At 61.7% G+C, this 21,474-nt stretch carries 22 protein-coding genes and 1 tRNA gene; 8 read left to right on the top strand and 15 right to left on the bottom strand.

Annotated elements, in window-relative coordinates:
• Positions 1 to 56 precede the first annotated feature (56 nt).
• From GC127_RS12765 to dapF, 4 genes are all read right to left on the bottom strand, one after another.
• Entirely contained in the window at positions 57 to 3,017 is a 2,961-nt protein-coding gene (locus GC127_RS12765; protein ID WP_151978435.1) for a DNA translocase FtsK 4TM domain-containing protein, read from the bottom strand.
• 18 nt (positions 3,018 to 3,035) lie between these two features.
• Entirely contained in the window at positions 3,036 to 4,214 is a 1,179-nt protein-coding gene (locus tag GC127_RS12760) for an aminotransferase class I/II-fold pyridoxal phosphate-dependent enzyme (RefSeq protein ID WP_151979735.1), read from the bottom strand.
• A gap of 193 nt (positions 4,215 to 4,407) precedes the next feature.
• Positions 4,408 to 5,667: a tRNA (N(6)-L-threonylcarbamoyladenosine(37)-C(2))-methylthiotransferase MtaB gene (gene mtaB / locus GC127_RS12755; RefSeq protein ID WP_151978433.1), complete on the bottom strand. Its 1,260-nt coding sequence runs from the start codon at positions 5,665 to 5,667 to the stop codon at positions 4,408 to 4,410.
• Positions 5,664 to 6,497: a diaminopimelate epimerase gene (gene dapF, locus GC127_RS12750; RefSeq protein ID WP_081507851.1), complete on the bottom strand. Its 834-nt coding sequence runs from the start codon at positions 6,495 to 6,497 to the stop codon at positions 5,664 to 5,666. The genes mtaB and dapF overlap by 4 nt, the downstream gene beginning before the upstream one ends.
• A 108-nt stretch (positions 6,498 to 6,605) precedes the next feature.
• Here dapF and GC127_RS12745 point away from each other — a divergent pair.
• Positions 6,606 to 6,681: transfer RNA gene (locus GC127_RS12745), tRNA-Lys, on the top strand.
• 179 nt (positions 6,682 to 6,860) lie between these two features.
• Here the strand turns inward: GC127_RS12745 and GC127_RS12740 are convergent.
• A complete protein-coding gene (locus tag GC127_RS12740; protein ID WP_008283227.1) occupies positions 6,861 to 7,388 on the bottom strand; it encodes a hypothetical protein in 528 nt (175 codons plus the stop codon).
• Positions 7,389 to 7,658: 270 nt separating this feature from the next.
• On the opposite strand from GC127_RS12740, the gene GC127_RS12735 reads away from it, so the two are divergent.
• Positions 7,659 to 8,255 (top strand): exopolysaccharide biosynthesis protein, encoded by a 597-nt coding sequence (locus tag GC127_RS12735; protein ID WP_151978431.1) that lies wholly within the window; start codon positions 7,659 to 7,661, stop codon positions 8,253 to 8,255.
• Between the two features lie 82 nt (positions 8,256 to 8,337).
• Here the strand turns inward: GC127_RS12735 and GC127_RS12730 are convergent, their stop codons facing one another.
• The 4 genes from GC127_RS12730 to GC127_RS12715 form a co-directional block, all read right to left on the bottom strand.
• Entirely contained in the window at positions 8,338 to 8,478 is a 141-nt protein-coding gene (locus GC127_RS12730) for an entericidin A/B family lipoprotein (RefSeq protein WP_008283225.1), read from the bottom strand.
• 83 nt (positions 8,479 to 8,561) lie between these two features.
• The gene (locus GC127_RS12725; protein WP_081507849.1) at positions 8,562 to 10,319 is read right to left on the bottom strand and encodes a sensor histidine kinase; all 1,758 of its coding nucleotides are present in this window, start codon (positions 10,317 to 10,319) and stop codon (positions 8,562 to 8,564) included.
• Positions 10,316 to 10,858, bottom strand: coding sequence for an RNA polymerase sigma factor (locus GC127_RS12720; protein ID WP_037299000.1), 543 nt, complete (start codon positions 10,856 to 10,858; stop codon positions 10,316 to 10,318). Before GC127_RS12720 ends, GC127_RS12725 begins: the two co-directional genes overlap by 4 nt.
• A 20-nt stretch (positions 10,859 to 10,878) precedes the next feature.
• On the bottom strand, positions 10,879 to 11,049 hold the full coding sequence (locus GC127_RS12715; RefSeq protein ID WP_008283222.1) for a NepR family anti-sigma factor: 171 nt from the start codon (positions 11,047 to 11,049) through the stop codon (positions 10,879 to 10,881).
• 111 nt (positions 11,050 to 11,160) lie between these two features.
• Here GC127_RS12715 and GC127_RS12710 point away from each other — a divergent pair, with 111 nt between their 5' ends.
• Positions 11,161 to 11,979, top strand: coding sequence for a response regulator (locus GC127_RS12710; RefSeq protein ID WP_151978427.1), 819 nt, complete (start codon positions 11,161 to 11,163; stop codon positions 11,977 to 11,979).
• Between the two features lie 53 nt (positions 11,980 to 12,032).
• Here the strand turns inward: GC127_RS12710 and GC127_RS12705 are convergent, their stop codons facing one another.
• Positions 12,033 to 12,203 carry a DUF1328 domain-containing protein gene (locus tag GC127_RS12705; protein WP_008283220.1) on the bottom strand — a complete coding sequence of 57 codons (171 nt, stop codon included), beginning with the start codon at positions 12,201 to 12,203 and terminating at the stop codon, positions 12,033 to 12,035.
• 171 nt (positions 12,204 to 12,374) lie between these two features.
• On the opposite strand from GC127_RS12705, the gene GC127_RS12700 reads away from it, so the two are divergent.
• Complete coding sequence (locus GC127_RS12700) at positions 12,375 to 12,704, top strand: YqjD family protein (protein WP_151978425.1); 330 nt, start codon at positions 12,375 to 12,377, stop codon at positions 12,702 to 12,704.
• A gap of 3 nt (positions 12,705 to 12,707) precedes the next feature.
• A complete protein-coding gene (locus GC127_RS12695) occupies positions 12,708 to 13,049 on the top strand; it encodes a phage holin family protein (RefSeq protein ID WP_008283218.1) in 342 nt (113 codons plus the stop codon).
• 5 nt (positions 13,050 to 13,054) lie between these two features.
• Here GC127_RS12695 and GC127_RS12690 read toward each other — a convergent pair whose 3' ends face one another.
• The gene (locus tag GC127_RS12690; protein WP_232279273.1) at positions 13,055 to 13,450 is read right to left on the bottom strand and encodes a hypothetical protein; all 396 of its coding nucleotides are present in this window, start codon (positions 13,448 to 13,450) and stop codon (positions 13,055 to 13,057) included.
• 82 nt (positions 13,451 to 13,532) lie between these two features.
• Between GC127_RS12690 and GC127_RS12685 the strand changes: the two genes are divergently transcribed.
• A complete protein-coding gene (locus GC127_RS12685) occupies positions 13,533 to 14,264 on the top strand; it encodes a Crp/Fnr family transcriptional regulator (protein WP_151978423.1) in 732 nt (243 codons plus the stop codon).
• 64 nt (positions 14,265 to 14,328) lie between these two features.
• Positions 14,329 to 15,384: an AI-2E family transporter gene (locus GC127_RS12680; RefSeq protein WP_037298994.1), complete on the top strand. Its 1,056-nt coding sequence runs from the start codon at positions 14,329 to 14,331 to the stop codon at positions 15,382 to 15,384.
• Here GC127_RS12680 and GC127_RS12675 read toward each other — a convergent pair.
• A complete protein-coding gene (locus GC127_RS12675) occupies positions 15,381 to 16,958 on the bottom strand; it encodes a phospholipase D-like domain-containing protein (protein ID WP_151978421.1) in 1,578 nt (525 codons plus the stop codon). The genes GC127_RS12680 and GC127_RS12675 overlap by 4 nt on opposite strands.
• A 270-nt stretch (positions 16,959 to 17,228) precedes the next feature.
• Positions 17,229 to 17,414: a PLDc N-terminal domain-containing protein gene (locus GC127_RS12670; protein ID WP_008283213.1), complete on the bottom strand. Its 186-nt coding sequence runs from the start codon at positions 17,412 to 17,414 to the stop codon at positions 17,229 to 17,231.
• A gap of 228 nt (positions 17,415 to 17,642) precedes the next feature.
• Here GC127_RS12670 and GC127_RS12665 point away from each other — a divergent pair, with 228 nt between their 5' ends.
• Complete coding sequence (locus GC127_RS12665) at positions 17,643 to 18,149, top strand: PRC-barrel domain-containing protein (RefSeq protein WP_151978419.1); 507 nt, start codon at positions 17,643 to 17,645, stop codon at positions 18,147 to 18,149.
• Between the two features lie 96 nt (positions 18,150 to 18,245).
• On the opposite strand, the gene GC127_RS12660 is transcribed toward GC127_RS12665, so the two are convergent.
• Together GC127_RS12660 and GC127_RS12655 are read right to left on the bottom strand one after the other, a co-directional pair.
• Positions 18,246 to 18,890, bottom strand: a complete 645-nt coding sequence (locus GC127_RS12660; protein WP_008283211.1) for a pseudouridine synthase — start codon at positions 18,888 to 18,890, stop codon at positions 18,246 to 18,248.
• A gap of 97 nt (positions 18,891 to 18,987) precedes the next feature.
• Positions 18,988 to 21,435 (bottom strand): FAD-dependent oxidoreductase, encoded by a 2,448-nt coding sequence (locus GC127_RS12655; protein ID WP_151978417.1) that lies wholly within the window; start codon positions 21,433 to 21,435, stop codon positions 18,988 to 18,990.
• Between the last annotated feature and the right edge of the window lie 39 nt (positions 21,436 to 21,474).

Below are 21,474 nucleotides of genomic sequence, written 5' to 3'. Positions count from 1 at the left end.
GGATTGCACCAGCGCGGGGCGTAAATTTTTCGCAGCTGAGCGAGGCACCGCCGGTCCTACTGCGGCTCCGGCACCAGCACTTCGCGCTTGCCCACATGGTTCGAGGAACTGACCACGCCCTCATCTTCCATCTGCTCGACCAGACGCGCGGCCTTGTTATAGCCAATCGCCAGTTTCCGCTGGATATAAGAGGTCGAGCATTTGCGATCCTTGATCACAATCGCCACCGCCTGATCATAGAGCAGGTCATCACCCTCGGCCCCGCTGCCTGACGAGAGACCCAGCACCGCATCAATGCTCTCGGCCTTGTCCTCATCCGGCCCTTGCAGCACCGATCCCACATAGGTCGGCGGGCCATAAGCCTTGAGGTGATTAACCACCTCCTCCACCTCTTCATCGCTCACAAAGGGGCCATGGCAGCGCGTGATCTTGCCGCCCCCCGCCATATAGAGCATGTCGCCCATGCCAAGAAGCTGCTCGGCGCCCATCTCGCCCAGAATGGTGCGGCTGTCGATTTTCGATGTCACCTGAAACGAAATCCGCGTCGGGAAATTCGCCTTGATCGTGCCGGTGATCACATCAACCGACGGGCGCTGTGTCGCCATGATAAGGTGAATACCGCTTGCGCGCGCCATCTGCGCCAACCGCTGAATGCAGGCCTCGATCTCTTTGCCCGCCACCATCATCAGATCGGCCATCTCATCGACGATGACGACGATATAGGGCATCTTCTCGGGTGCGAATTCTTCGGTTTCAAACACCGGCTCGCCGGTGTCATCGTCAAACCCGGTCTGCACCGTGCGGCTGAACATCTCGCCCTTTTTCAGCGCCTCCTCGACCCGGCCATTATAGCCGTCGATATTGCGCACGCCCATCTTGGACATCTTGCGATAGCGGTCCTCCATCTCGGCCACCACCCATTTGAGCGCAACCACCGCCTTTTTCGGATCGGTCACAACAGGGGATAGCAGATGCGGAATGCCATCATAGACGCTCAGTTCCAGCATCTTGGGGTCAATCATGATCAACCGGCATTCTTCGGGCGTCAGCTTGTAGAGCAGGCTCAGGATCATCGTGTTGATCGCCACCGATTTGCCCGATCCCGTGGTCCCCGCAATCAGCAAATGCGGCATCTTGGCAAGGTTGGCCACAATGGGATCACCGCCAATATCCTTGCCCAAGGCCAAAGGCAGCTTTTGATTGCCATCGCCATAGGCCCGGCTTGACAGGATTTCCCGAAATCCAACCATCTCGCGGTTGTCATTGGGCAATTCGATCCCGATCACCGACCGCCCCGGCACGGTGGATACCCGCGCTGACAGCGCCGACATCGACCGCGCGATATCATCCGCCAGACCAATCACCCGGCTCGCCTTTAGGCCCGGCGCCGGTTCCAGCTCATACATCGTAACCACGGGGCCGGGGCGCACGCTGACGATCTCGCCCTTCACGCCGTAATCATCCAGCACATTCTCCAGCATCCGTGCGTTTTCTTCCAGCGACTCGTCGCTCAGATGATGGCGCTGAATATGCTCGGGGTCCGCCAATAGGCTGAGCGGCGGCAACTCATAAACCGGCTGCGCGGGGGCCTCAAAACGCAGCGCTGGCTGCGCTTCGGCCATGGCCCGCGACGACGGCTGCAAGGGCTTGCGCGGTGCATGTTGCACAACCTTGCGCGGCTCAGGCATCGGAATGCGCGGCGCAGGTGCCGCCATCTCGGGCGCATCATCTTGCCCAAACGCCTCGATCATCGCGTCGAAATCGTCGTCCTCCGTCACCTCCAACATGGGGGCGGCCATGCTCACCGGTGCGGCGGCGGCGCGCAGTAACGGCTCGGCCCTCAGCGGCGTTTGCACCACATGACGCGCCGTCAGCGGCGGCTCGGGCGGCAAAACACCACGCGGCGCAGTGTTCAGGATCAAAGGATCAGGCCCACGCCCCCGACCCTTGGTCAGGGGGGCCACAGATGCGATCTGCTCCGCCGGGCTTTGACGCACCCGCGCCTTGATCACATCGGAAATCTTGGCCCGGATCCGGTCATCGCCAGGCATCTCGGCCTCGCCCTCATAGGTCGCGGCCTCTACCAATTCCGGCTCGGGCATGACCTCGGGCTTGCGCATCAGCATCGGCATCCGCGCCAACAGCCCACCGGGCTTGTCCACCGGCTGCGCAGGCTTGGGTGCGACCGGCGCGTGCCGCTGGGCTGTCAACGGAACGGGATCTGCGCGGCGCACCCGCGCGCCGTCCAGCGCAGGCTCTGCCCGCAGCGGCACCGCCGCGCGCGCAACAGCCGCCTCACCCCGGCGTGCGCGTCGTTCCGCCATCATGGCCTGCATCGCCTGCCCCGCTTGGGCTGCACCACCCGCGCCACGACCCATCGCTTTCATCAGCGCGGCATAGCACAGGATCACCCCCACCAGCAGAAAGCGGCCCATGCGCTGCAACTCTACCCGTGTAAAGCCCAGCACAAACGCCCCCATCCCAAGCACGCCAACCCCCAGCACCAACGACAAAAGCTTGAGCCCCACACTCGCCCCGACCGGCAGAATACCCAGCAAGGCCCCCAAAACCGTGTCACCAAAAAGCCCGCCCAAACCGAAACTATGGGTCTGCGCCCACTCCGCCCCCGGCGTCAACGACGCGGCATAGAGCGCCAATATCGCAAGCCAGATCGGCGCGAAAATAAGCCGCCCCATCGCCCGGTCCTCGCCCCGGTGCAGCGCCATGCGCGCGCCCCAGACCCCCAGAACAATGGCAAATCCCCAGGATCCCCAACCGATGATCATGAACAGCGGCGCCGCCACCGACGCGCCCAAACGGCCCATCCAGTTCTGCACCGGCGCATCCGTGGCCGACATCCAGCTTGGATCGTCCGGAGTGTAAGAGACCACCATCGCCGCCGCCATAAGCGCCACCGCCATCAGCACAAGACCCAGCAATTCCTTGCCGCGTTTCTCGATTGCCTCAGCCATGTTGCTGTCCAGCAAGGGGTCGCGCCCGCGCGTCTGATATGCCATCTCGTCCCTCGTCCTCAATCATCCATAGAGACAGGCGCGCAGCCGTCTCAAACCATCTGCCATCTCATCCTTGGGGGCCACCATCGCAACCCGAATATACCCCTGACCGGGGTTCACGCCGCCTGCCTCTTGGCTCAGATAGGCCCCCGGCAACACCCGCACGCCGGTTTCCTGCCAAAGCCGCAGCGTCGCCGCCTCGCCATCCTCGACCGGCAACCACAGGAAAAATCCTGCCTCCGGGCTGCGATAGCCGGGCAGATTGCCCAGAATCTCATCGGCAATCTCATATTTCTCGCCATAAAGACGGCGATTTTCGATCACATGCGCCTCATCCGCCCAGAGCCGCGCGGCCGCATGCTGCAACGGCATCGGCAAGGGTGATCCGGCATAATTGCGCAACTGCTTCATCTGCGCGATATTCTTGGGGCCAGAGGCAACAAAGCCCGAGCGCAGCCCCGGCAGGTTCGACCGCTTCGACAGGCTGTGAAACGCCACGATACGCTCAGGATCAGCCCCCATCTCCTGCGCGACCTCCAGAATACCCACCGGCGGCGTATCGCGGTAAATCTCGGCATAGCATTCATCGGCGAAAATGCGGAAATCATAGCGCTCCGCCAGCCCGATCAACTCGGCCCAATAGGCGCGGCTCGCCACTGTGCCCTGCGGATTGGCGGGCGAACACAGATAGGCCACCGTGACGCGGTTCAACACCTCTTCGGACAGCGCCGCGAAATCCGGCAAATGCCCGGTTTCATGGGTGGCGTTCAGGAAAATCGGCTCCGCCCCCACGCTCAGCGCCGCCACCATATAGACCTGATAAAACGGGTTCGGTGCCAGCACGACCGGGCGCTTGCCGCCCTTCACTTCGGGGCTGAGCGCCATCATCGCATTATAAAGCCCCTCGCGCGTGCCGTTCAGCGCCATGATCCGGCTTGCCGGATCAAGCGTCACGCCATAGCGCCGCCCCACCCAATCGCTGGCCGCCTGCAACAACTCAGGCATGCCCTCATTGACGGGATAAGAGTTAAAGCCATCGGCATTTTCTGCAATGACATCAACGATCCAGCGCGGGAACGCATGCTTGGGCTCGCCAATCGTCATATGCACGACCTCGCCGCCGGGCGCATGAGCGTCAAGCAGGGTCCGCAGACGCGGAAACGCATAGGCCGGTAGGTTCGCAAACCGCTCGGGAAACATCTGATACTGCCTCAAGGTTCGGGATCATTCGCGTCCCGTTTCCGTGAATCTACCCAAGCCCTGCCCTCAGGTCCAGCAAAACCAAGGGCCTAGCCCCCGAATTGTGGCATTTTTGGCAAGGCGCTCAGCTTTCATCGTTCTGAAAAACCGTCTTGCGACCCGGCCTCATGCGCTCTGGCCAAGGTATGAGCGTTTAGGCCGCCGTTAATTGCCCGCCCTGCCAGCCCGTCACACGCGCCCGCACAATCTGGCCTTCGGGGTGATCGCGGTCGAAAACCACCTCGGTGAATTGCTCGGTCCGGCCCATGCGCGGGGCCTCCATCAGCACGGCATGCTCGCGCCCCTGCTGTGCGGCCAGATGGGCGGCAACCCGCCCCTCACCGGCGGCCCGCAACCGCGCGGCGCGTGCCTTGATCGCCGGGCCTTTGACCTGCGGCATCCGGGCGGCTGGCGTGCCGGGGCGGGGCGAATAGGGAAACACATGCAGCCATGTCAGGTGACACTCCTCAACCAGCCGCAGCGAGTTTTCAAACTGCGCCTCGGTCTCAGTCGGAAAGCCTGCGATAATATCCGCGCCAAAGGTCATCTCGGGCCGCAAGCGCCGCGCCTCTTCGGCAAAGCGGATGGCATCGTCACGCAAATGCCGCCGCTTCATCCGCTTGAGGATCAGATCATCGCCATGTTGCAGGCTCAGGTGCAGATGCGGCATCAGGCGCGGCTCTGTGGCAATCGCCTGCATCAGGTTTTCATCCACCTCGATGGAATCAATCGACGAAATCCGCAGACGCGGCAAATCTGGCACCAGCCGCAAAATCCGCATCACCAGATCACCCAGTTTGGGTGCTGCGGGCAAATCCGCCCCCCAGCTTGTCAGGTCCACGCCGGTCAGCACAACCTCGTTATACCCCGCCCCCACCAAGCGCTTGATCTGCTCGACCACGACGCCCGCAGGCACAGAGCGCGAATTGCCCCGGCCATAGGGGATGATACAGAATGTGCAGCGATGATCGCAGCCGTTTTGCACCTGCACATAGGCGCGGCTGCGGCTGCCGAATCCGTCAATCAGATGCCCCGCCGTTTCGCGCACCGACATGATGTCATCAACCAGCACGCGCTCGGTCTCGCCGATAAAATCGCCCGCCAGCCGCGCCCATGTGTCCGCCGCCATCTTTTCGGTATTGCCGATGACCGCATCCACCTCAGGCATTGCCGCAAAGGTTTCCGGCTCGGTCTGCGCGGCACATCCGGTCACGATCAACCGCGCCTCCGGGTTCTCGCGCCGCAAGCGCCGGATTTCCTGCCGCGCCTTGCGCACCGCCTCGGATGTCACAGCACAGGTGTTGACGATGACGGCATTGCCCAGCCCCGCTTGGCCCGCCAACTCCTTCATCGCCTCGGTCTCATAAGCGTTCAGGCGACAGCCCAGCGTGGTGAATTTCGGCGCTTGGCTCATCTCTGCGCCGCCAGAAACGCGGGCGTGAACACGCCGCTTGCCACATGCGCGGTCTCGCCGGTCATCCAGACGCCATCCTCGCGCCAATCGACATGGATCGTGCCACCATCCAGATCAACCCGCACCGCGCGCCCCGTTAGGCCCCGCCGCGCCGCCGCCACCGCCGTCGCACAGGACGACGAGCCAGAGGCCAGCGTCACCCCAACCCCCCGCTCCCAGACCCGCATGCGGATATGGTCGGGGCCAATCACTGTGGCTACTTGCACATTGGTCCGCTCAGGGTAAAGCGGGTGATGCTCATAACGCGGCCCGAATTGCGCCAGCGGCACCGCCTCGGCATCGGCCACGAAAAACGTGCAATGCGGATTGCCCATGCCCGTGGCCACCGGCCCGCCCTCGATGGGCAATTCCAGCGTATCCATCGCCTCAGCCAGCGGGATCTCGGCCCAGTCAAGCTGCGGCTGTCCCATGTTCACCGATGTCAGCCCGCCACCGGCATCCACGGCCACCAGCGCGCCGCGCGCCGTGCTCAGCTCCAGCCGCGCCTTGCCGCTTTCGTCCATCAGGTGCCGCGCGATACAGCGCGTGGCATTGCCGCACGCCGCAGAGGTCGAACCGTCGGCGTTGTAAAAGGTCAAATGTGCATCACCCATGCCTTGAGAGATCACCGCCAATTGATCGAATCCAATGCCCCGATGCCGGTCGGCGATGGCCATGATCAACGCAGGCGTCAGCCCCAGATCGCGGCCACGCCCATCCAGCACGACAAAATCGTTTCCCAGCCCATGCATTTTGAAAAAGGGCAGTCCGGTATGATCAACTTGGTCCATGCTCGCGCATATAAACCGCGCCTCGCGACGAATCCAGCAGATCGCGGAATAATCTTGCACTTTCGGGGTTGACCCCCCGCCCCGCTCTTTCTAGATAGCGCGTCTAGTGGGCCGTTAGCTCAGTTGGTAGAGCAACTGACTTTTAATCAGTGGGTCGCAGGTTCGAATCCTGCACGGCTCACCACTACTCAAAAAATGGGCGTAAGAAACCCGATGCGATGTGCCGTTCAGCGCGCGTGCAATAGCGCTGAATGGCCAAGAGCGGCGACCGTTAAGTCGCCGCCCTCTCGTGGTTTTTGGGCCTATCGGCTCAATCTGGGGCGCAGATCTGCGCCACGCCCCATATCGCCGCCCTAAGCCAGATCAATCGTCCAGACGCTCGACCACGGTTGTTGCATAGGCATCGACCAGAGCCGCGTAAAAATCGTCTTGCGACGGCTCGATCGTGACCCAACCTTCGGGGGCCGGGGTATCGCCGCTGACAGCGGTCATTTGCAACGCATAGCTGCCGATCTGTTCATCGGGATTCTCCAGACTATCGGCATTGGTGGCAACGGCATCGTTAAGCCCCTCAAAGGTCGAAACCGTCCCTTCCAGCTGGTTGAACTCGCCGGTATCCGGCAGGATGGTATCGCCATCAATCGCCACTTTGTTGATCTCAACTGCGATTCTTGGCGCGTCAGCGGTATCATTCAGCGTCACTTTCGACGCAATCGCCGTGGCAAGGTCCGCCTCAAGGGTCGGCCAATATTTCAGGACATTGTTGTCCGCGTAAGCGCTGAGGTCCACCTTGACGTCAAGGCCCGAGAGGGTCTTGTCCATGGCCAGAACTGGGCCAACGCTGGCCAAAGTCATCCCGGTGAAAAGTGCTGTCGTAAGAAGCCGTTTCATTGCAAAGTCTCCTTCTATGGGTCGTATCAAACCCGCAATGCATCAGATGCGGCGGGCAGGTGACACGCACGCCTGTGTGGCGTGATGTGATCAAAGAACGCGCGCCCTCTGGTATGGTTCCCAAAAACCTGAATACTCCGCCAAAACCGATGCATGCCGGACCCAGCCAACGCCGGAACCACAGGGCCACCACGGCGTTATTCTTCCAGACAACGACTACAGGCCGGATACAAACCAGATACAGGCCAGAGCAGGAGCACAGCGCCAGACATGCCAAAGGATGCAGCACCGGATCATGAAACAGCGGCCGATCTGGTCGAGCAGGGATGGGATGCGCTGAACGGGGACTACACCAGCGTGGGGGATATCGTGGATACGCTCGGCCGCGCCAATTTCGCACCTCTGCTGATTCTGCCCGGCTTGGCGCTGGTCTCGCCGCTCAGCGGGGTGCCCGGCTTTACCACCCTGTGCGGGCTGATCATCGCGGCGGTCTCTTTGCAGCAGATGGTCCACCGCTCATCGCTCTGGCTACCACGCTGGAGCCGCGCTGCCCGCCTGCGCACAAGCCGGGTGCGAGAGGTCTATCGCTGGTTTCGCATCCCCGCGCGCTGGCTTGACCGGGTCACGCGCCGACGGCTGCACATTCTGGTGACAGAGCCGCTGGTGATCCTGCCACAGCTGTTCTGCCTGATCTTGGGCGCGGTGATGCCATTCCTCGAACTGATCCCCTTCACCTCGTCGATCTTGGGCGTGGTGATTACCGCGCTCGCCGTTGGCATGTTTGTCGGCGACGGTCTCTTGGTCTTGCTTGGAATGCTCTTGGCTATAGGGGTCGCGACCGGCGTCGCAACCCTCGTGATGTCGTGACCGTGGCCCGCCCCTGAATGCACCTGAGGCGCCCATCCACCAGATGCGCGCCTCATATGTCTTGCAGGGTCGGATCAAACGGTCAGCTCTGCACATCCTGCGATGCACCCGTCACCGCCTGTCCGGCATCCTCGATGTCGCGACCGGCACCCTCGACCGTCTCGCAGCCTGCCAGAACACCCATAAAGAGCAGCGAAATGAGGGAAAGTTTTGCACGTGTCATTGCGTTCTCCGTTTGATTTCTTGTGCAATGACAACGCAGCGCGGCCTATTCGGTTCCCTCCGCTCCGCATATTTCCGGCAAACTCAGGCGTCGTCCTCGTCTTGGGTGGGCCATGTCATCGGAAAGACAACATGCAGCTCATACCGGTCCGGTTGCGGCGAAATCTCAAGCGTGCCGTTCAACTGGGCCACAAAGGATTCAATCAGCTTCGATCCCAGCCCCGACCCATCAATCGGCGTGACCTCAGCCCCCTCCGCAGCCTGCCCATCTGGCGCGCGCGAGTTCACAACGCTCAGGCAAAAACGATCCTCCGACACCGCTTTCAACGCGATGTTGATCCAGGCATCGGTGCCACTGGTCATGCCGCAATATTTCACGGCATTGATCGCGGCTTCTGTCGTCAAAAGAGACAGGGGCACCGATTGATCCGGGCTGATTTCCACAGGCTCCAGCGCGGTTGTCACCGCGATCTGCCGCCCCCTATCGTCCAAGGTTCCGACGATAACCAATTGCTGAATGATATCTTCAAGCAGCTTGTCGGCCCGCACCAGCGACAGTTTGCGCGCCAGATAAAGGTATCGGTGGATCGCCGACAGCGCCATCACCCGATCCTGCACCCGCCGCAAAAGATGCTTGGCCTCAAGACTGCCCGTCGCGCGGATCTGCATGTTGAGCATGCTTGAGATAAGCTGAAGATTGTTTTTGACCCGGTGATGCACCTCGCGCAATAGCACGGTCTTCTCGTTCAGGTCTTCTTCCAGCCGCCGTTCCTGCTCTGACAGCCGCCGCGTCATCGCCCGAAATGCCTCAGCCACCACCTCCAACTCTTCGGGCGCATTGTCCAGCCGGGCCTTGTCCAGATCGCCACGCCCCGCCGCGTATAGCCGCATCCAGGATCGCAGCCGGCGCACATGCCGGATCACCAGATGATTGACCCCGATATAGGCCACGATGATCGTGATCACCCACATCGCCAGCGGCAGATAAAGCGCAAAGGTGCCCTCATACCCCGGCAGCAATCCGCTCCTGTGTCGCGGCTCCCAACTGCCCAGCGCCAATACCCGGTCGCCCACAATCGGCACCACCGCAAAATCGCGGGTATTGCCATCCTGATTCACATCGCGAAACGTCTGCCGCCCGGTATCGGCCAGATCCTGCAACCCATGCGAGGCCGGCAAAACCGAGCGCCGAAAATCCGAAAACTCCGCCGTGGCGACAATCTCGCCCTCGGATTGAAACAGCACCAGATCAACATCGGGCACCACCGTCGACAGCTGGTCATTCAAGGCGCTGATCGGCACCGCGATCCAGACCGTTCCCCGAAATTGCCCCGCCGCGAACACCGGAACCGCCACGCTGACCGTGGCAATCCCCCCAATGAACTCCAGCGGATGCATCAAAATCTCGGTCCGCCGCCCCGTAAGCTCAGAGCGGATGGACGCAAGATTGCTCAGGTCCTGCCGCCCGCCGTTCGATGCACAGACCAGCGACAGCGCGTCATCGACAAACCCCGCAAAACTATAGATCGGGCTCTCTTCCACAACCCGCGCCATCACCGCATCGCAGGTCGCCTCAGCGGTATCAAAGACCGATACCGTGATCGCCAGCGTCTCGGCTGTGCTCAGCGCGGATTGGATGATGTCGCGGCTCTCTGACACGGCCTGCTGGGTCTGCTCCAAAAGCGCGGTTTCCGACAGGGCCTGCCGTTCTTCCAGAACCTTATAGGTCTGATAGACCGACACAAAACCAAGCGGCAGAATGGCAAGGCTCAACCCAATGCCCAATTGCAGCGCCAGATTAGGCGTCCAGAGCCCGCTCAGCGCGGCCAGACGCAACCTCATGCAACAGAGGTTCCAGTTACGACGGCCATCGTCGCGGCATCGGTCATCGCCAACTCATCCTCATCGTCCAGATGCATCAACTCCGCCAGCCGCTTGCGCGCGCGGTTGGTGCGGCTCTTGATCGTGCCCACCGCACAGCCGCACATTTCGGCGGCCTCCTCATAGGAAAACCCTTCTGCGCCCACCAGAACCAGAACCTCGCGCTGCTCATCGGTCAATTGCGCAAAGGCCGCGTGGAAATCCGTCATCGCCAGATGCCCGTCATGCGCGGGCTTTTCCGACAATTGCCCAGCCATCTTGCCATCGGGGTCTTCAACCTCGCGGCGACGCTTGCGATACAGGGAATAATAGGTGTTGCGCAGAATGGTGAACAACCACGCGCGCAGATTGGTGCCGGGCTTGAACTTGTCAAAATTGCCCCACGCCTTGACCACTGCATCCTGCACCAGATCATCCGCCGTCGCGGAATTGCGCGTCAGGTTCAACGCAAAGGCGCGCATCGCAGGCAAATGCCCGATCAATTCGTCGCGCGGGTCCATTTGGGGCGTCCGAGAATCCATCACGAGTCGTCACCAGACGGCTTTTGCTTCTCGCCCGACTGCTCGCGCAACTGCTCCAGCAGCTTGATAAAGCGGTCCGGTACGGGCTCCTTGGCCGTGTCCGCATAGGCACGCCGGAGATTCTCGTCGATCGTTTGCGTCAATTTCTTGGTCCTGCGATTCTTTTCCATTTCGCCTATTCATCTGCCACTAAGAGAACGGCACTTTTCTGCACCCGGTCGGGAACATAACACGCAGCTCGGCGTTTGGTTCCCTCAAAGGATACATTTTTGAGGACAGACATGACGGACACACCGCGCCAGCCAGACCTGAGCACTCAGATCGCCGAACACCTCCCCTATCTGCGCCGCTATGCACGCGCCCTGACCGGCAATCAGCAGACGGGCGATCACTACGCGCTCGCCACGCTCGAGGCCCTGCTCGAGGATCGCACTGTCTTCAATGCCGGTCTTGCGCCGAAACCTGCGCTCTTCCATGCCTTTCATAAGATATGGATGTCCTCCGGTGCCCCCATCGCCGAGGCTGACAGCGCCTCTTCCCCCGAGGCACGGGCGCAATGGCGGCTGTCCACCCTCACCCCGAACACCCGCGAGGCGCTGTTGCTGCACAGCATCGAGGGGTTTCGCGTCTCCGATATCGCCCAGATCATCGGCGGCACCGCAGACGAGGTCAGCACGCTTTTGAGCATCGCCCGCACCGAAATGACCAATGCGATCAGCGGGCGGATCATGATCATCGAGGATGAGGCGATCATCGCCATGGATATTCGCGCCATTGTCGAAGATATGGGCCATGACGTCACCGGCATTGCCCGCACCCGCGATGAGGCCGTGAAACTCGCCCGTCGCGACCCGCCCGATATGATCCTCGCCGATATCCAACTGGCCGATAAATCCTCTGGCATCGACGCGGTCAATCACATCCTCACCGAACTGGGAGAGCGGCCCATTGTCTTCATCACCGCCTTCCCCGAACGGCTCTTGACCGGCGAACGGCCAGAACCGGCCTTTCTGATCACCAAACCCTATAGCGAGGAACAGGTGCAATCCGCCGTGAGCCAAGCCATGTTCTTTGCCAGTACCGAAACCCTTCAGGGCTGATCTGGCCAGAAAAAGACCCCGCGCAACGGGCGCGGGGTCTTATGCCGTCTCACTCACGGCGCGCGGCCACGCAAGGCCCGTGCGATCATCGCCACGACAAACAACACAAGAAAGACCACGAACAGGATCTGCGCAATCCCCGCCGAAGCCGAGGCAACGCCACCAAACCCCAAAACACCGGCAATCAGCGCGACCACCAAAAAGACAAGCGCCCAATAAAGCATTGGAATCTCCTTTCAAAGCAACATGGTTTCGATTGCTAACCCAACGGTCACAGCCCTGTTTGGTTCCCGCCGCCTCGTCTTTTCCCTCAGAAACCGCTTTTTTCCAGAATTCCCGGAACCTCGCGCGCCCCTCCGCGTTGACCCATCGTAACAACATGAAAGGACGCCCCAATGGCACAGGCAAAATCCGCCGACACATCGCCGCAAGACGAGATGGATCACCTCTCCCAGCAGATTTCGACCTTGAGAGAGGATATTTCGGCCATTTCCAAAACCCTCGCAGGCCTTGGTGGCACCACCCGCGATGCAGCGGTAGATGGCGCACGCCGCAAGGTGTCACAGCTGCGCGACGCCAGTTCCGAACAGCTGCACGCCGCACAGCACCACGCCGAAGACATGGGCCAACAGGCAGCCGACGCCGTGCGCAACCAACCCGCAGCCGCGGTTGGCCTTGCGGTCGGGGTGGGCTTTTTGCTCGGGTTCCTCACAGGCCGGAAATAACCGATGAGCGGCCTTGTCTCTCACTTCCGCCGTCGGGCGCGCCATGCGGCGCGCGCGGCGGCCTTTACCGTCGCAGGCGTGATTTTTGGGATGGCGGGCTTGGCCTTTCTGACCGTGGCGCTCTGGATTCTGATCGCCACCTATGAGAGCGCGCTTGTCGCCCATGCCGTGATCGGGGCTCTCTATCTGCTCCTTGGCATCTGCTTTCTGGCCTTTGGCGGTCAGTCCACCGGCGCAGAGACCGCCCCGCAGCCCGCCGCCCCCAAAGAACCGCTGCTCCAGGTCGCCGAGGCCTTTGCCGTGGGTTTGAACGCCGGTCGCGCCGCGCGCGGCCCACGCTCCTAGGCGCGTCACGCACCCTTGACCAAGGGCTGCAACACACCGCGCACCATGTCATCGGTAAACGGGCGCACAAGCATGGCCCAGCCTTGCTTGACAACCTTGATCTCGTCGTCTTCGCCCATGGTCAGCACGATCCGCGCGCCCCGCAGGGCGAGCGCGCGGTCCAGCTCCGCCTCCAGCACCTGATCATAGCGCATTTCCAGAAACGCCGCCGAAATACGCGCCTCTCCGTCCAGCACGCGAATCAACTCATCCGGGTGCGGCACATTGAGAACACGACAGGGGCCCGCCGCCTGCAACGACCCGCAAAGATCCTCTGCAATCAATATGTTGCTGTCCATGACGATATAAACCGGCGGCTCCGGCGGCGTCGTCTCATCATAGGGCATAAGGGGCTCTTTCATCGTATCAGGTCCAAACATCCCTCATTCTGGAACATATTCCGACCTTCTGCATTAAACTATGACATCTCGACGGAGTTTTCCCATGGTTACAGATTGTCAGAATTGCCCGCTGCGCAGCCGCGCCATCTTTGCGCCAATGACGGACGCAGAGGTGGCCTTCATGCAAAGCTTCAAAACCGGCGAGCTTGAGGTTGAAGGCGGCGCCACCCTGATGATGGAGGCCTCCAACAGCCCGCAACTCTACACCGCCCTGCGCGGCATGGGCCTGCGTTACAAGACCCTGCTCTCGGGCGAACGACAGGTCATCAACTTTGTGATGCCCGGCGATTTCATCGGGCTACAGGCGGGGGTGATGCAGGAAATGCAACATTCCGTCGAGGCGACAACAGATATGAAACTCTGCGTCTTTGACCGCAAACGCCTTTGGGCCTTGTTTCGCGACCATCCCGACCGCGCCTATGACCTGACCTGGATTGCCGCCGTCGAAGAACACCTTCTAGGCGAGAGCCTTGCGATCCTCGGTCATATGAGCGGGATCGAGCGCATCGCGCGCGCCTTTGTGCGCCTTTTTGATCGCGGCGCGGCGATTGGCCTGACCCGTGGCGCAGACATGCCCCTGCCCTACCGGCAACAGGATCTCGCCGATGCGCTTGGCCTCTCGGTGGTGCATGTCAACAAGATGCTCAAACGCCTGCGCGAACAGGGGGCCGCCACATGGCAGAACGGTCGACTGACGCTGCATGATCGTGACCGTCTTTGTGATATTGCCCAACTTAACCGCGACCGTACCCCGATGACCCGCCCGCTGATCTAAAACCGTCATAGGTTCATTTTCCTGCACCACGGAACCAATCGCACGCTCATGCGTTCTCATCGTCATGCACAGATTATTCGTCAACGATGATCCGACTCTTCGCATGGCGGTGATCGTGATCGCCCTCATCCTCAGCTTTGCCGCGCTCAAGATCGGCGGGGATATTTTCGCACCGATGACCTTGGCCATCGTCACCGGGGTCATGCTCGCCCCTGTCACGGATGTCTTCGAGAGGATCGGCTTTTCCACAGGTCTCGCCGCCTCAACCGTGCTGATCCTCGGGGTCTCGGCCATTGGCATCTTGGCCATCTTGGCCGAACCCGTGATCTGGCAGATCGCCGAAGAATTGCCGCGCATCCAATACGAACTCCGCTCGATCATCGCGGAATTCAGCAACCTCATTCGCGGTCTGCAAGAAATCAACCGAGAGGTCGAAGCCGCACTTGGTGCCGCTCCAACCCCCGCAAAGGACGCCGGGGAAGGCGGCAGCCTCCCAAGCATCACAAGCGCGCTCTTCATGGCCCCTCTGGTTCTGGCGCAGGCGCTGGTCTTTTGCGGTACGCTTTTCTTCTTTTTGCTGACCCGCAAGGGCATGTACGCATGGCTGTCGCTCTGGATCGGCACCCCGGACGATACCGCCGATATTCTACGCCGCTTTACCAATGCCGAACGGCTGGTGGCCCGCTATTTCCTTGCAATTTCCAGCATAAACGCCGGCCTTGGCGCGGCCTTGGGCGGGGCGCTCTTGTTGATCAACCTGCCGGGGCCTTTCGTCTGGGCCATGGTCGCGGCCTTGCTTAACTTCGTGCTCTACGTCGGGCCGATGACCGTAACTGCGGGGCTGCTCGTGGCAGGCATCGTGGCCTTTGACGATCTGATGGTTCTGGCCCCCCCGGCGATCTTTCTCGCGCTCAACATGCTTGAGGCCCAGTTTGCAACGCCCGCCCTTGTCGGACGCCACATTTCTGTAAACCCGCTCCTGATCTTCGTGTCGCTGGTGTTCTGGCTCTGGCTATGGGGGCCCATCGGCGGCATCATCGCCATTCCGGTTCTGGTTATCGCCCTGGCCCTGCTCGACATCTTCGCAGTCGACGGGGAACCAGACAAGAGCGGGCCTTAAACCACCTCTTCGGGCATGCCCGGCAGGGGCATGGCAATCGCCTTGGCAACATCGGAATCGTAATCCACCAGAAATCCCTCACGATGCCGGGGCGGCAACACGCTATTGCTGCCAACCATGCCCTGCCACGCGCCAAAGGCGGTTTCGAGATCCAGAAACGAGGAATCCGCCTCTTTTGGCAACCAACAGCCCATGACCTTTGCCCGAATCTCGGCCACCTGATCGCGCCGGGTCACATGCAGCCCCGCTTCAGTGTCCCATCTCATGCTGCGCCCATTGAGATTGGCCGAAGACACAATTGCCTCCGCCTCATCAAAGATCGAAACCTTGGAATGCACATAGATCAGGGGCGCGCCCTCCAGCGCATCCCGCGCGGCGCTGTCGCTGGCGCGCGGCTGCACCGGCGACGCGATCACCAAACGCTCCGGCCCGAACGCCGCCTTGAGATAGGCCAGCGCGCGCGCCTGCTGATGCTCCCCAAACCGCCCATCCAGCCCCGGATCACTCGAAAACGCCACCTCCTCGGGGGCCGCTGGCAGCACAAGGATCAGGCGCAGCTCCGGGCATTGCCGCGCCCGCCGCGCCAAGGCCCGCGCCAGCGGCACATACCGAAAATACTGCGTTTCCAGATAAATCAGCCGCTCCGCCTTGGCGATGGCCGCCAAATGCGCGCTCTCGATCTCGCGCAGCACCGTATGCGGTGACAACCGCATCGGCGCGCTCAACCGGCGACGCGACAGCGTGCGCAAAAATCCCGGCACCGAGGGCGGCGGCGCGGATTTACGCGCAACCGCCGCCAGAAACCCCTCCAGATGTGCCTGGGCTGCCTTGGCAACCGGGCCCGTCGCCAGAACCTGCACATCATGCCAGGTCTGGTTCGGCTCTTGGCGATGTTGCTTGGTATCATACCGCCGCTCATTAAGATCGAGACCCCCGATATAAACCAGACGGCGGTCGAACACCGCCAGCTTCTGATGATGTGTCGCCGGATGCAGGTCCATCAACCGCGCCGGAAAACACAGTTGATCCCGGTCATCCACCCGGCAAAGGCTGCGCAAGCGCGGCGTCTCAACCCGGAACCGCTCGCGTTCCGGCTTGGTCATGTGGCACCAGCGGTCCACCATCTCGCGGATTTTCATCCGCACCAGCGGATAGAACAGCACGCGGGGGAATATCCCGCTCTTGGCCTCATGCAATGCCACGGTAAAGTCGAGCCGCGCCTCTGGCTGCGCCATTTCCCGCACCGCCGCGATCTGGCGCAATGTTTGCGACGCCAACCGATGCAGATGCACCGCCGCAATCGGATCGAAATCGGATACCAGCAGACGGATCGACACCCCGCGATCAAGCGTGTGAACAACCAGATCAAACCACGTCGCGCCAATCGCGCGCGCCTCGTCCGAGCGCAGCCGCGTCCGCAAATCAAACACCCGAAAACAGGCCGAAATCTCTGTCTGCGCCTCCAAAAAAGCACGCTCCAAAGCCGGATACGCCTCTTCTGCGGTAATCAGAACCTTGAGGTCTGTAATCGCATCTGCCGCTGTATCACCCTGCGCGGGCCTGCTCTGGGTCATGGTCCTGCCGATCAGAGGTTGAATCCAAGGCCGGTTTCCCGGACGATCTGTCGTAAATGCCCCCGCCGGGACAGGCGGGGGCAAGCACCCTAGGGACACGGGCCGGGTGCAGCAGAGCTTGGCTTGCATCTGGGGGATGACAGTCAGGCTCCGGACAGTCAGCGCCTCACGCTGACCATGCTCTTGTAACGCGCCTCCCCCCGTTCGGTTCCCTGAAAAATTCGGCGACACCAAAGACAAGCGTCCCTCGGCCTTGGCACAAAGACGGCGTCACACCCGCCCAGACCGCGGCCCGAACAACAACCACAGAATAAAGCCCAAGAGCGGCAGCAACAGGATCAACACAACCCAAAGCACCTTCTTGCCTGTCGTCGCCCCCGACCCAACAACCGAAATGATAGCCCAAATATCGAGGATCAACAGAATGATCCCGCCAATGCCGGTAATCTCAAGCATGTTCAAAACTCCAATCTTGCAGGGCGCGCCACATCTGGAACCCGCAAAGGCCAGCCCGCAACAGGCGGGGGCACGTCCCCGAGGAACGCACAAAAGCCCTCAAAGTTCCCTCAGGATCACAAGTATATTTTGACCGATTTTTGAAACCTTCTGCGCCTCTGACGGTTGGATTGACAGGGTGCCGCCTCTCAGCGGCCTCTCATCACAGCAGGACAAAGGAGTTCCTCCATGAAACGCATTCTCGCAACCACCGCAATCGTCGCACTCAGCGCAATGCCGGTTCTGGCGCAGTCGGACACCACCGATCAAACCGCCCCAAGCGCGACCGAATCCTCTGACATGACCACTGGCCAATCGGGGGCCAACTCGACCCCAGAGGCCGATGCTGGCACCACGGCGGACACAACCACCAATGCCGACGCAGCAACCATGCCGGAACTGTCCGGCGAGGAACGCGCGGCCCTCACCGCCGAGGATCTGCAAGGCGTGGCGCTCTATGACAGCGCAGACGAGCATGTCGGCGAAATCTCGGACATTGTCGTGACCGATGATGGTCAGGTCGAGCATGTCATCGTCGATGTTGGCGGCTTTCTCGGGCTGGGCGAAAAGCCGGTCGCCGTAGACTTTGACGACATCACCCTGACCCATGACGCGGACAGCGTGACGTCTTCGATCCAGGCCACGACCAGCCTCACGGTCGAGGACTTCGAGACCATGCAAGAATGGCAAGGCTAACCCCCTCGCCACATCCTCTCTTGGTCGGGCCGGGCATCTTTGCCCGGCCCTTTTTCTTGACGCGGCGGCTTTGCTAAACCGTGACCCACATTGGCCTCAAAACGGCACCGCAGCCCGAAACTTGACGCCGGCACCGCCATCCGGATGGCGCAGACGCAATTCCTCGGAATGCAGCATCAGGCGCGGATGCTCCCGCGCCGCGCCGCTCGCATAAAGAGGGTCACCCAAAATCACATGGCCCAGCGCCAGCATATGCACCCGCAACTGATGGCTGCGCCCGGTCTTGGGGCTCAGCCGCACCCGGCTTTCTTCGTCGCTCGCGCGCAGCACCCGCCATTCCGTCAGCGCCGCGCGCCCGGTCTCATGGCACACCTTCTGCAACGGGCGGTTGGGCCAATCCACGATCAAGGGCAGATCAACCACGCCCACCTCCGGCTCCAGTCGCCCCCAGACCCGCGCCACATAGGTCTTGCGCGTCTGCCGCTTTTCGAATTGCAGGCCCAGATGCCGCTGCGCATGCGGCGTCAGCGCAAAAATCATCACGCCCGATGTATCGCGGTCCAACCGATGCACCAAAAGCGCGGTGGGAAACACATCCCGCACCCGCGCCATCAGACAATCGGCCAAATGCTCGCCCTTGCCCGGCACACTCAAGAGGCCCGCAGGCTTGTTCACCACGACGATCTCATGATCGTCATGCAGCACCTCGAGCGGATCGGTTGGCGGATCATAGTCACTCATGGCCGCGCCTTACACGACCCGCCCCGCCATGACCACTCCCACATTCATCTGGCCCGAAATACCTCGGGGGGCGTGGGGGGCTGGCCCCCCACCCTGCTCACGCCTTCACGCGCTCGGATTTGGGATCATACATCGGTTTCAGTGACGCCTCCGCCTTTACCCGCACCCCGGCCACATCGACCTCATAGTTCGAGGCCAAAACCTGCTCCGCGCTCTCGCCCGCGCAGGGCACATAGCCAAGGCCCATCGCGCCCCCCAGATGATGGCCGTAAGCCCCGGAACTCAGATAGCCCACGATCTCGCCATCCCGCAGCAAAGGCTCATTGTGATATAGCATCGGCTCAGGGTCCGTCAGGCGAAACTGAACCAAGCGCCGCTCCAACCCCGCCGCGCGCTTGGCCAGCACCGCCTCGCGCCCGATGAAATCGGCCTTTCCTGTCGCCACGGCAAAGCCAAGCCCGGCCTCCAGCACATGATCCTCGCAGGTGATATCATGGCCGAAATGCCGAAATGCCTTCTCGATCCGGCAACTGTCCATCGCGTGCATCCCGCACAGGCGCAGGCCATGATCCGCGCCCGCCGCGTGCAGCACCTCGAACACATGGCCGCACATATCGGCACTTACATAGATCTCCCAACCCAACTCTCCCACATAAGAGACGCGGTGCGCCCGCGCGACACCCATGCCAATCTCGATCTGCCGCGCCTGCCCAAAGGGATGCGCGTCGTTCGAGAAATCATCAGGCGAGACCGCGCGCAAAAGATCGCGCGCCTTCGGGCCCATCACCGCCAACACGCCCTCGCCCGCCGTTACATCGGTGATCACCACCGGGTGAGCCCCGACATGCCGCCGCAGCCATGTTTCATCCGCCAGCCGCGTTGCGGCCGGTGTCACCACCAAATAGGCCGTCTCGCTCAGCCGCGTCACCGTCACATCCGCCTCGATGCCGCCCTTGGCATTCAGGAACTGCGTATAGACAATCCGCCCCGGGGCCACAGACATATCCGCCCCGCAGACATGGTTGAGAAAGGCTTCGGCACCGGCTCCCTCAACCCGCAGCTTGCCGAAACTCGACATATCATAGAGACCGACAGCCTCGCGAAGGGCGCGCACCTCGGCTGCCGTGTTCTCAAACCAATTCTGCCGCTTCCAGCTATAGCGATACTCCCGCTCCTGCCCGGCCTCGGCATACCAATTGGCCCGCTCCCAGCCTGCCAATTCGCCCATGACAGCACCTTGGGCCAAGAGTTGCGCATGAAACGGCGTGCGCCGCACACCGCGCGCCGTGGCCTTTTGCCGGTAGGGGTAGTGATCGGCATAAAGCAGGCCCAGCGTCTCCTTGGAGCGCTCGAAAAGATACGTCTTATTGCCCTGAAAGGGCTGCATCCGTGCCACATCCACATCGCCCAGATCAAACGGTCGCTCCCCCGCATCCATCCAGAGCGACAGCGCATGCCCTGCCCCCCCGGCCGACTGAATACCGATCGAGTTGAACCCGGCCGCCACCCAGACATTGTCCATCTCGGGGCAAAGCCCCAGATGATAGGCATCATCGGGGGTAAAACTTTCCGGACCGTTAAAGAACGTGTGAATTCCCGCTTCCGCCAGCATCGGCATCCGGTTCACCGCCGCCTCCAAAATCGGCTCGAAATGGTCGAAATCCTCGGGCAGCTGGTCAAACTCAAAACTCTCCGGGATGCCCTTCATTCCCCAGGGTTTCGAGACGGGCTCGAACGCGCCCAGCATGATCTTGCCCGCATCTTCCTTGTAATAGGCGCATTCATCCGGCACCCGCAGCACCGGCAATTGGCGAAGGCCCGCAATCGGCTCGGACACGATATAGAAATGCTCGCAGGCATGCAGCGGCACATTGGTGCCCGCCATCCGGCCCACCTCATGCCCCCACATGCCCGCGCAATTGACGATCATCTCACAGGCGATATGGCCGGCACTGCCATCCTCGCCCTGCCAATCCACGCCTGTCACCCGGCGGCCCGCACGGGCAATCCGCGTGACCTTCACGCGCTCCTGCACCCGTGCGCCCCGGTTGCGCGCGCCTTTGGCCAGCGCCAGCGCGATATTGGCCGGGTCCGCCTGCCCATCGGTGGGCAGCCAGACACCGCCCGTGACCCCGTCAAGGTTGAGATGCGGATAGCGCGCGTTGATCTCGGCCGGGCTCATTTCCTCGACCGGCACGCCAAAGGCCCGCGCCATCGCGGCATTGCGCTTGAGTTCCTCCAGCCGCTCGCCCGTCAGCGCGACCGACACCGATCCCACCTGCCGGAACCCGGTGGCAACGCCCGTCTCGGCCTCAAGCCCGGTATAAAGCTCTGCTGAATAGCGCGCGAGCCGCGTCATATTGGCCGTCGCGCGCAACTGCCCGATCAGCCCCGCCGCATGCCAAGTGGTCCCCGACGTGAGCTGCTTACGCTCCAAAAGAACCACATCGCGCCAGCCCAGCTTGGTGAGATGATAGGCCACAGAACAGCCCACGACGCCGCCGCCGATGATGACCACACGGGCCTGAGTTGGAAGATCGGTCATTCATAACCCCATGAAACGATGATGAAAGGTACGAGGGTG

Source organism: Roseovarius sp. EC-HK134 (assembly GCF_902498815.1).
In the GTDB taxonomy this organism is placed as follows: domain Bacteria; phylum Pseudomonadota; class Alphaproteobacteria; order Rhodobacterales; family Rhodobacteraceae; genus Roseovarius; species Roseovarius mucosus_A.
The sequence above is the reverse complement of the archived record's forward strand: the minus strand, read 5'-3'. Positions and strand labels throughout refer to the sequence as shown.

What these genes read in the sequence shown, in the direction of transcription:
- GC127_RS12765 (WP_151978435.1), bottom strand. Translation starts at nt 3,017, where the DNA reads ATGGCATATCAGACGCGCGGGCGCGACCCCTTGCTGGACAGCAACATG.
- GC127_RS12760 (WP_151979735.1), bottom strand. Translation starts at nt 4,214, where the DNA reads ATGTTTCCCGAGCGGTTTGCGAACCTACCGGCCTATGCGTTTCCGCGT.
- mtaB (WP_151978433.1), bottom strand. Translation starts at nt 5,667, where the DNA reads ATGAGCCAAGCGCCGAAATTCACCACGCTGGGCTGTCGCCTGAACGCT.
- dapF (WP_081507851.1), bottom strand. Translation starts at nt 6,497, where the DNA reads ATGGACCAAGTTGATCATACCGGACTGCCCTTTTTCAAAATGCATGGG.
- GC127_RS12740 (WP_008283227.1), bottom strand. Translation starts at nt 7,388, where the DNA reads ATGAAACGGCTTCTTACGACAGCACTTTTCACCGGGATGACTTTGGCC.
- GC127_RS12735 (WP_151978431.1), top strand. Translation starts at nt 7,659, where the DNA reads ATGCCAAAGGATGCAGCACCGGATCATGAAACAGCGGCCGATCTGGTC.
- GC127_RS12730 (WP_008283225.1), bottom strand. Translation starts at nt 8,478, where the DNA reads ATGACACGTGCAAAACTTTCCCTCATTTCGCTGCTCTTTATGGGTGTT.
- GC127_RS12725 (WP_081507849.1), bottom strand. Translation starts at nt 10,319, where the DNA reads ATGAGGTTGCGTCTGGCCGCGCTGAGCGGGCTCTGGACGCCTAATCTG.
- GC127_RS12720 (WP_037299000.1), bottom strand. Translation starts at nt 10,858, where the DNA reads ATGGACCCGCGCGACGAATTGATCGGGCATTTGCCTGCGATGCGCGCC.
- GC127_RS12715 (WP_008283222.1), bottom strand. Translation starts at nt 11,049, where the DNA reads ATGGAAAAGAATCGCAGGACCAAGAAATTGACGCAAACGATCGACGAG.
- GC127_RS12710 (WP_151978427.1), top strand. Translation starts at nt 11,161, where the DNA reads ATGACGGACACACCGCGCCAGCCAGACCTGAGCACTCAGATCGCCGAA.
- GC127_RS12705 (WP_008283220.1), bottom strand. Translation starts at nt 12,203, where the DNA reads ATGCTTTATTGGGCGCTTGTCTTTTTGGTGGTCGCGCTGATTGCCGGT.
- GC127_RS12700 (WP_151978425.1), top strand. Translation starts at nt 12,375, where the DNA reads ATGGCACAGGCAAAATCCGCCGACACATCGCCGCAAGACGAGATGGAT.
- GC127_RS12695 (WP_008283218.1), top strand. Translation starts at nt 12,708, where the DNA reads ATGAGCGGCCTTGTCTCTCACTTCCGCCGTCGGGCGCGCCATGCGGCG.
- GC127_RS12690 (WP_232279273.1), bottom strand. Translation starts at nt 13,450, where the DNA reads ATGAAAGAGCCCCTTATGCCCTATGATGAGACGACGCCGCCGGAGCCG.
- GC127_RS12685 (WP_151978423.1), top strand. Translation starts at nt 13,533, where the DNA reads ATGGTTACAGATTGTCAGAATTGCCCGCTGCGCAGCCGCGCCATCTTT.
- GC127_RS12680 (WP_037298994.1), top strand. Translation starts at nt 14,329, where the DNA reads ATGCACAGATTATTCGTCAACGATGATCCGACTCTTCGCATGGCGGTG.
- GC127_RS12675 (WP_151978421.1), bottom strand. Translation starts at nt 16,958, where the DNA reads ATGACCCAGAGCAGGCCCGCGCAGGGTGATACAGCGGCAGATGCGATT.
- GC127_RS12670 (WP_008283213.1), bottom strand. Translation starts at nt 17,414, where the DNA reads ATGCTTGAGATTACCGGCATTGGCGGGATCATTCTGTTGATCCTCGAT.
- GC127_RS12665 (WP_151978419.1), top strand. Translation starts at nt 17,643, where the DNA reads ATGAAACGCATTCTCGCAACCACCGCAATCGTCGCACTCAGCGCAATG.
- GC127_RS12660 (WP_008283211.1), bottom strand. Translation starts at nt 18,890, where the DNA reads ATGAGTGACTATGATCCGCCAACCGATCCGCTCGAGGTGCTGCATGAC.
- GC127_RS12655 (WP_151978417.1), bottom strand. Translation starts at nt 21,435, where the DNA reads ATGACCGATCTTCCAACTCAGGCCCGTGTGGTCATCATCGGCGGCGGC.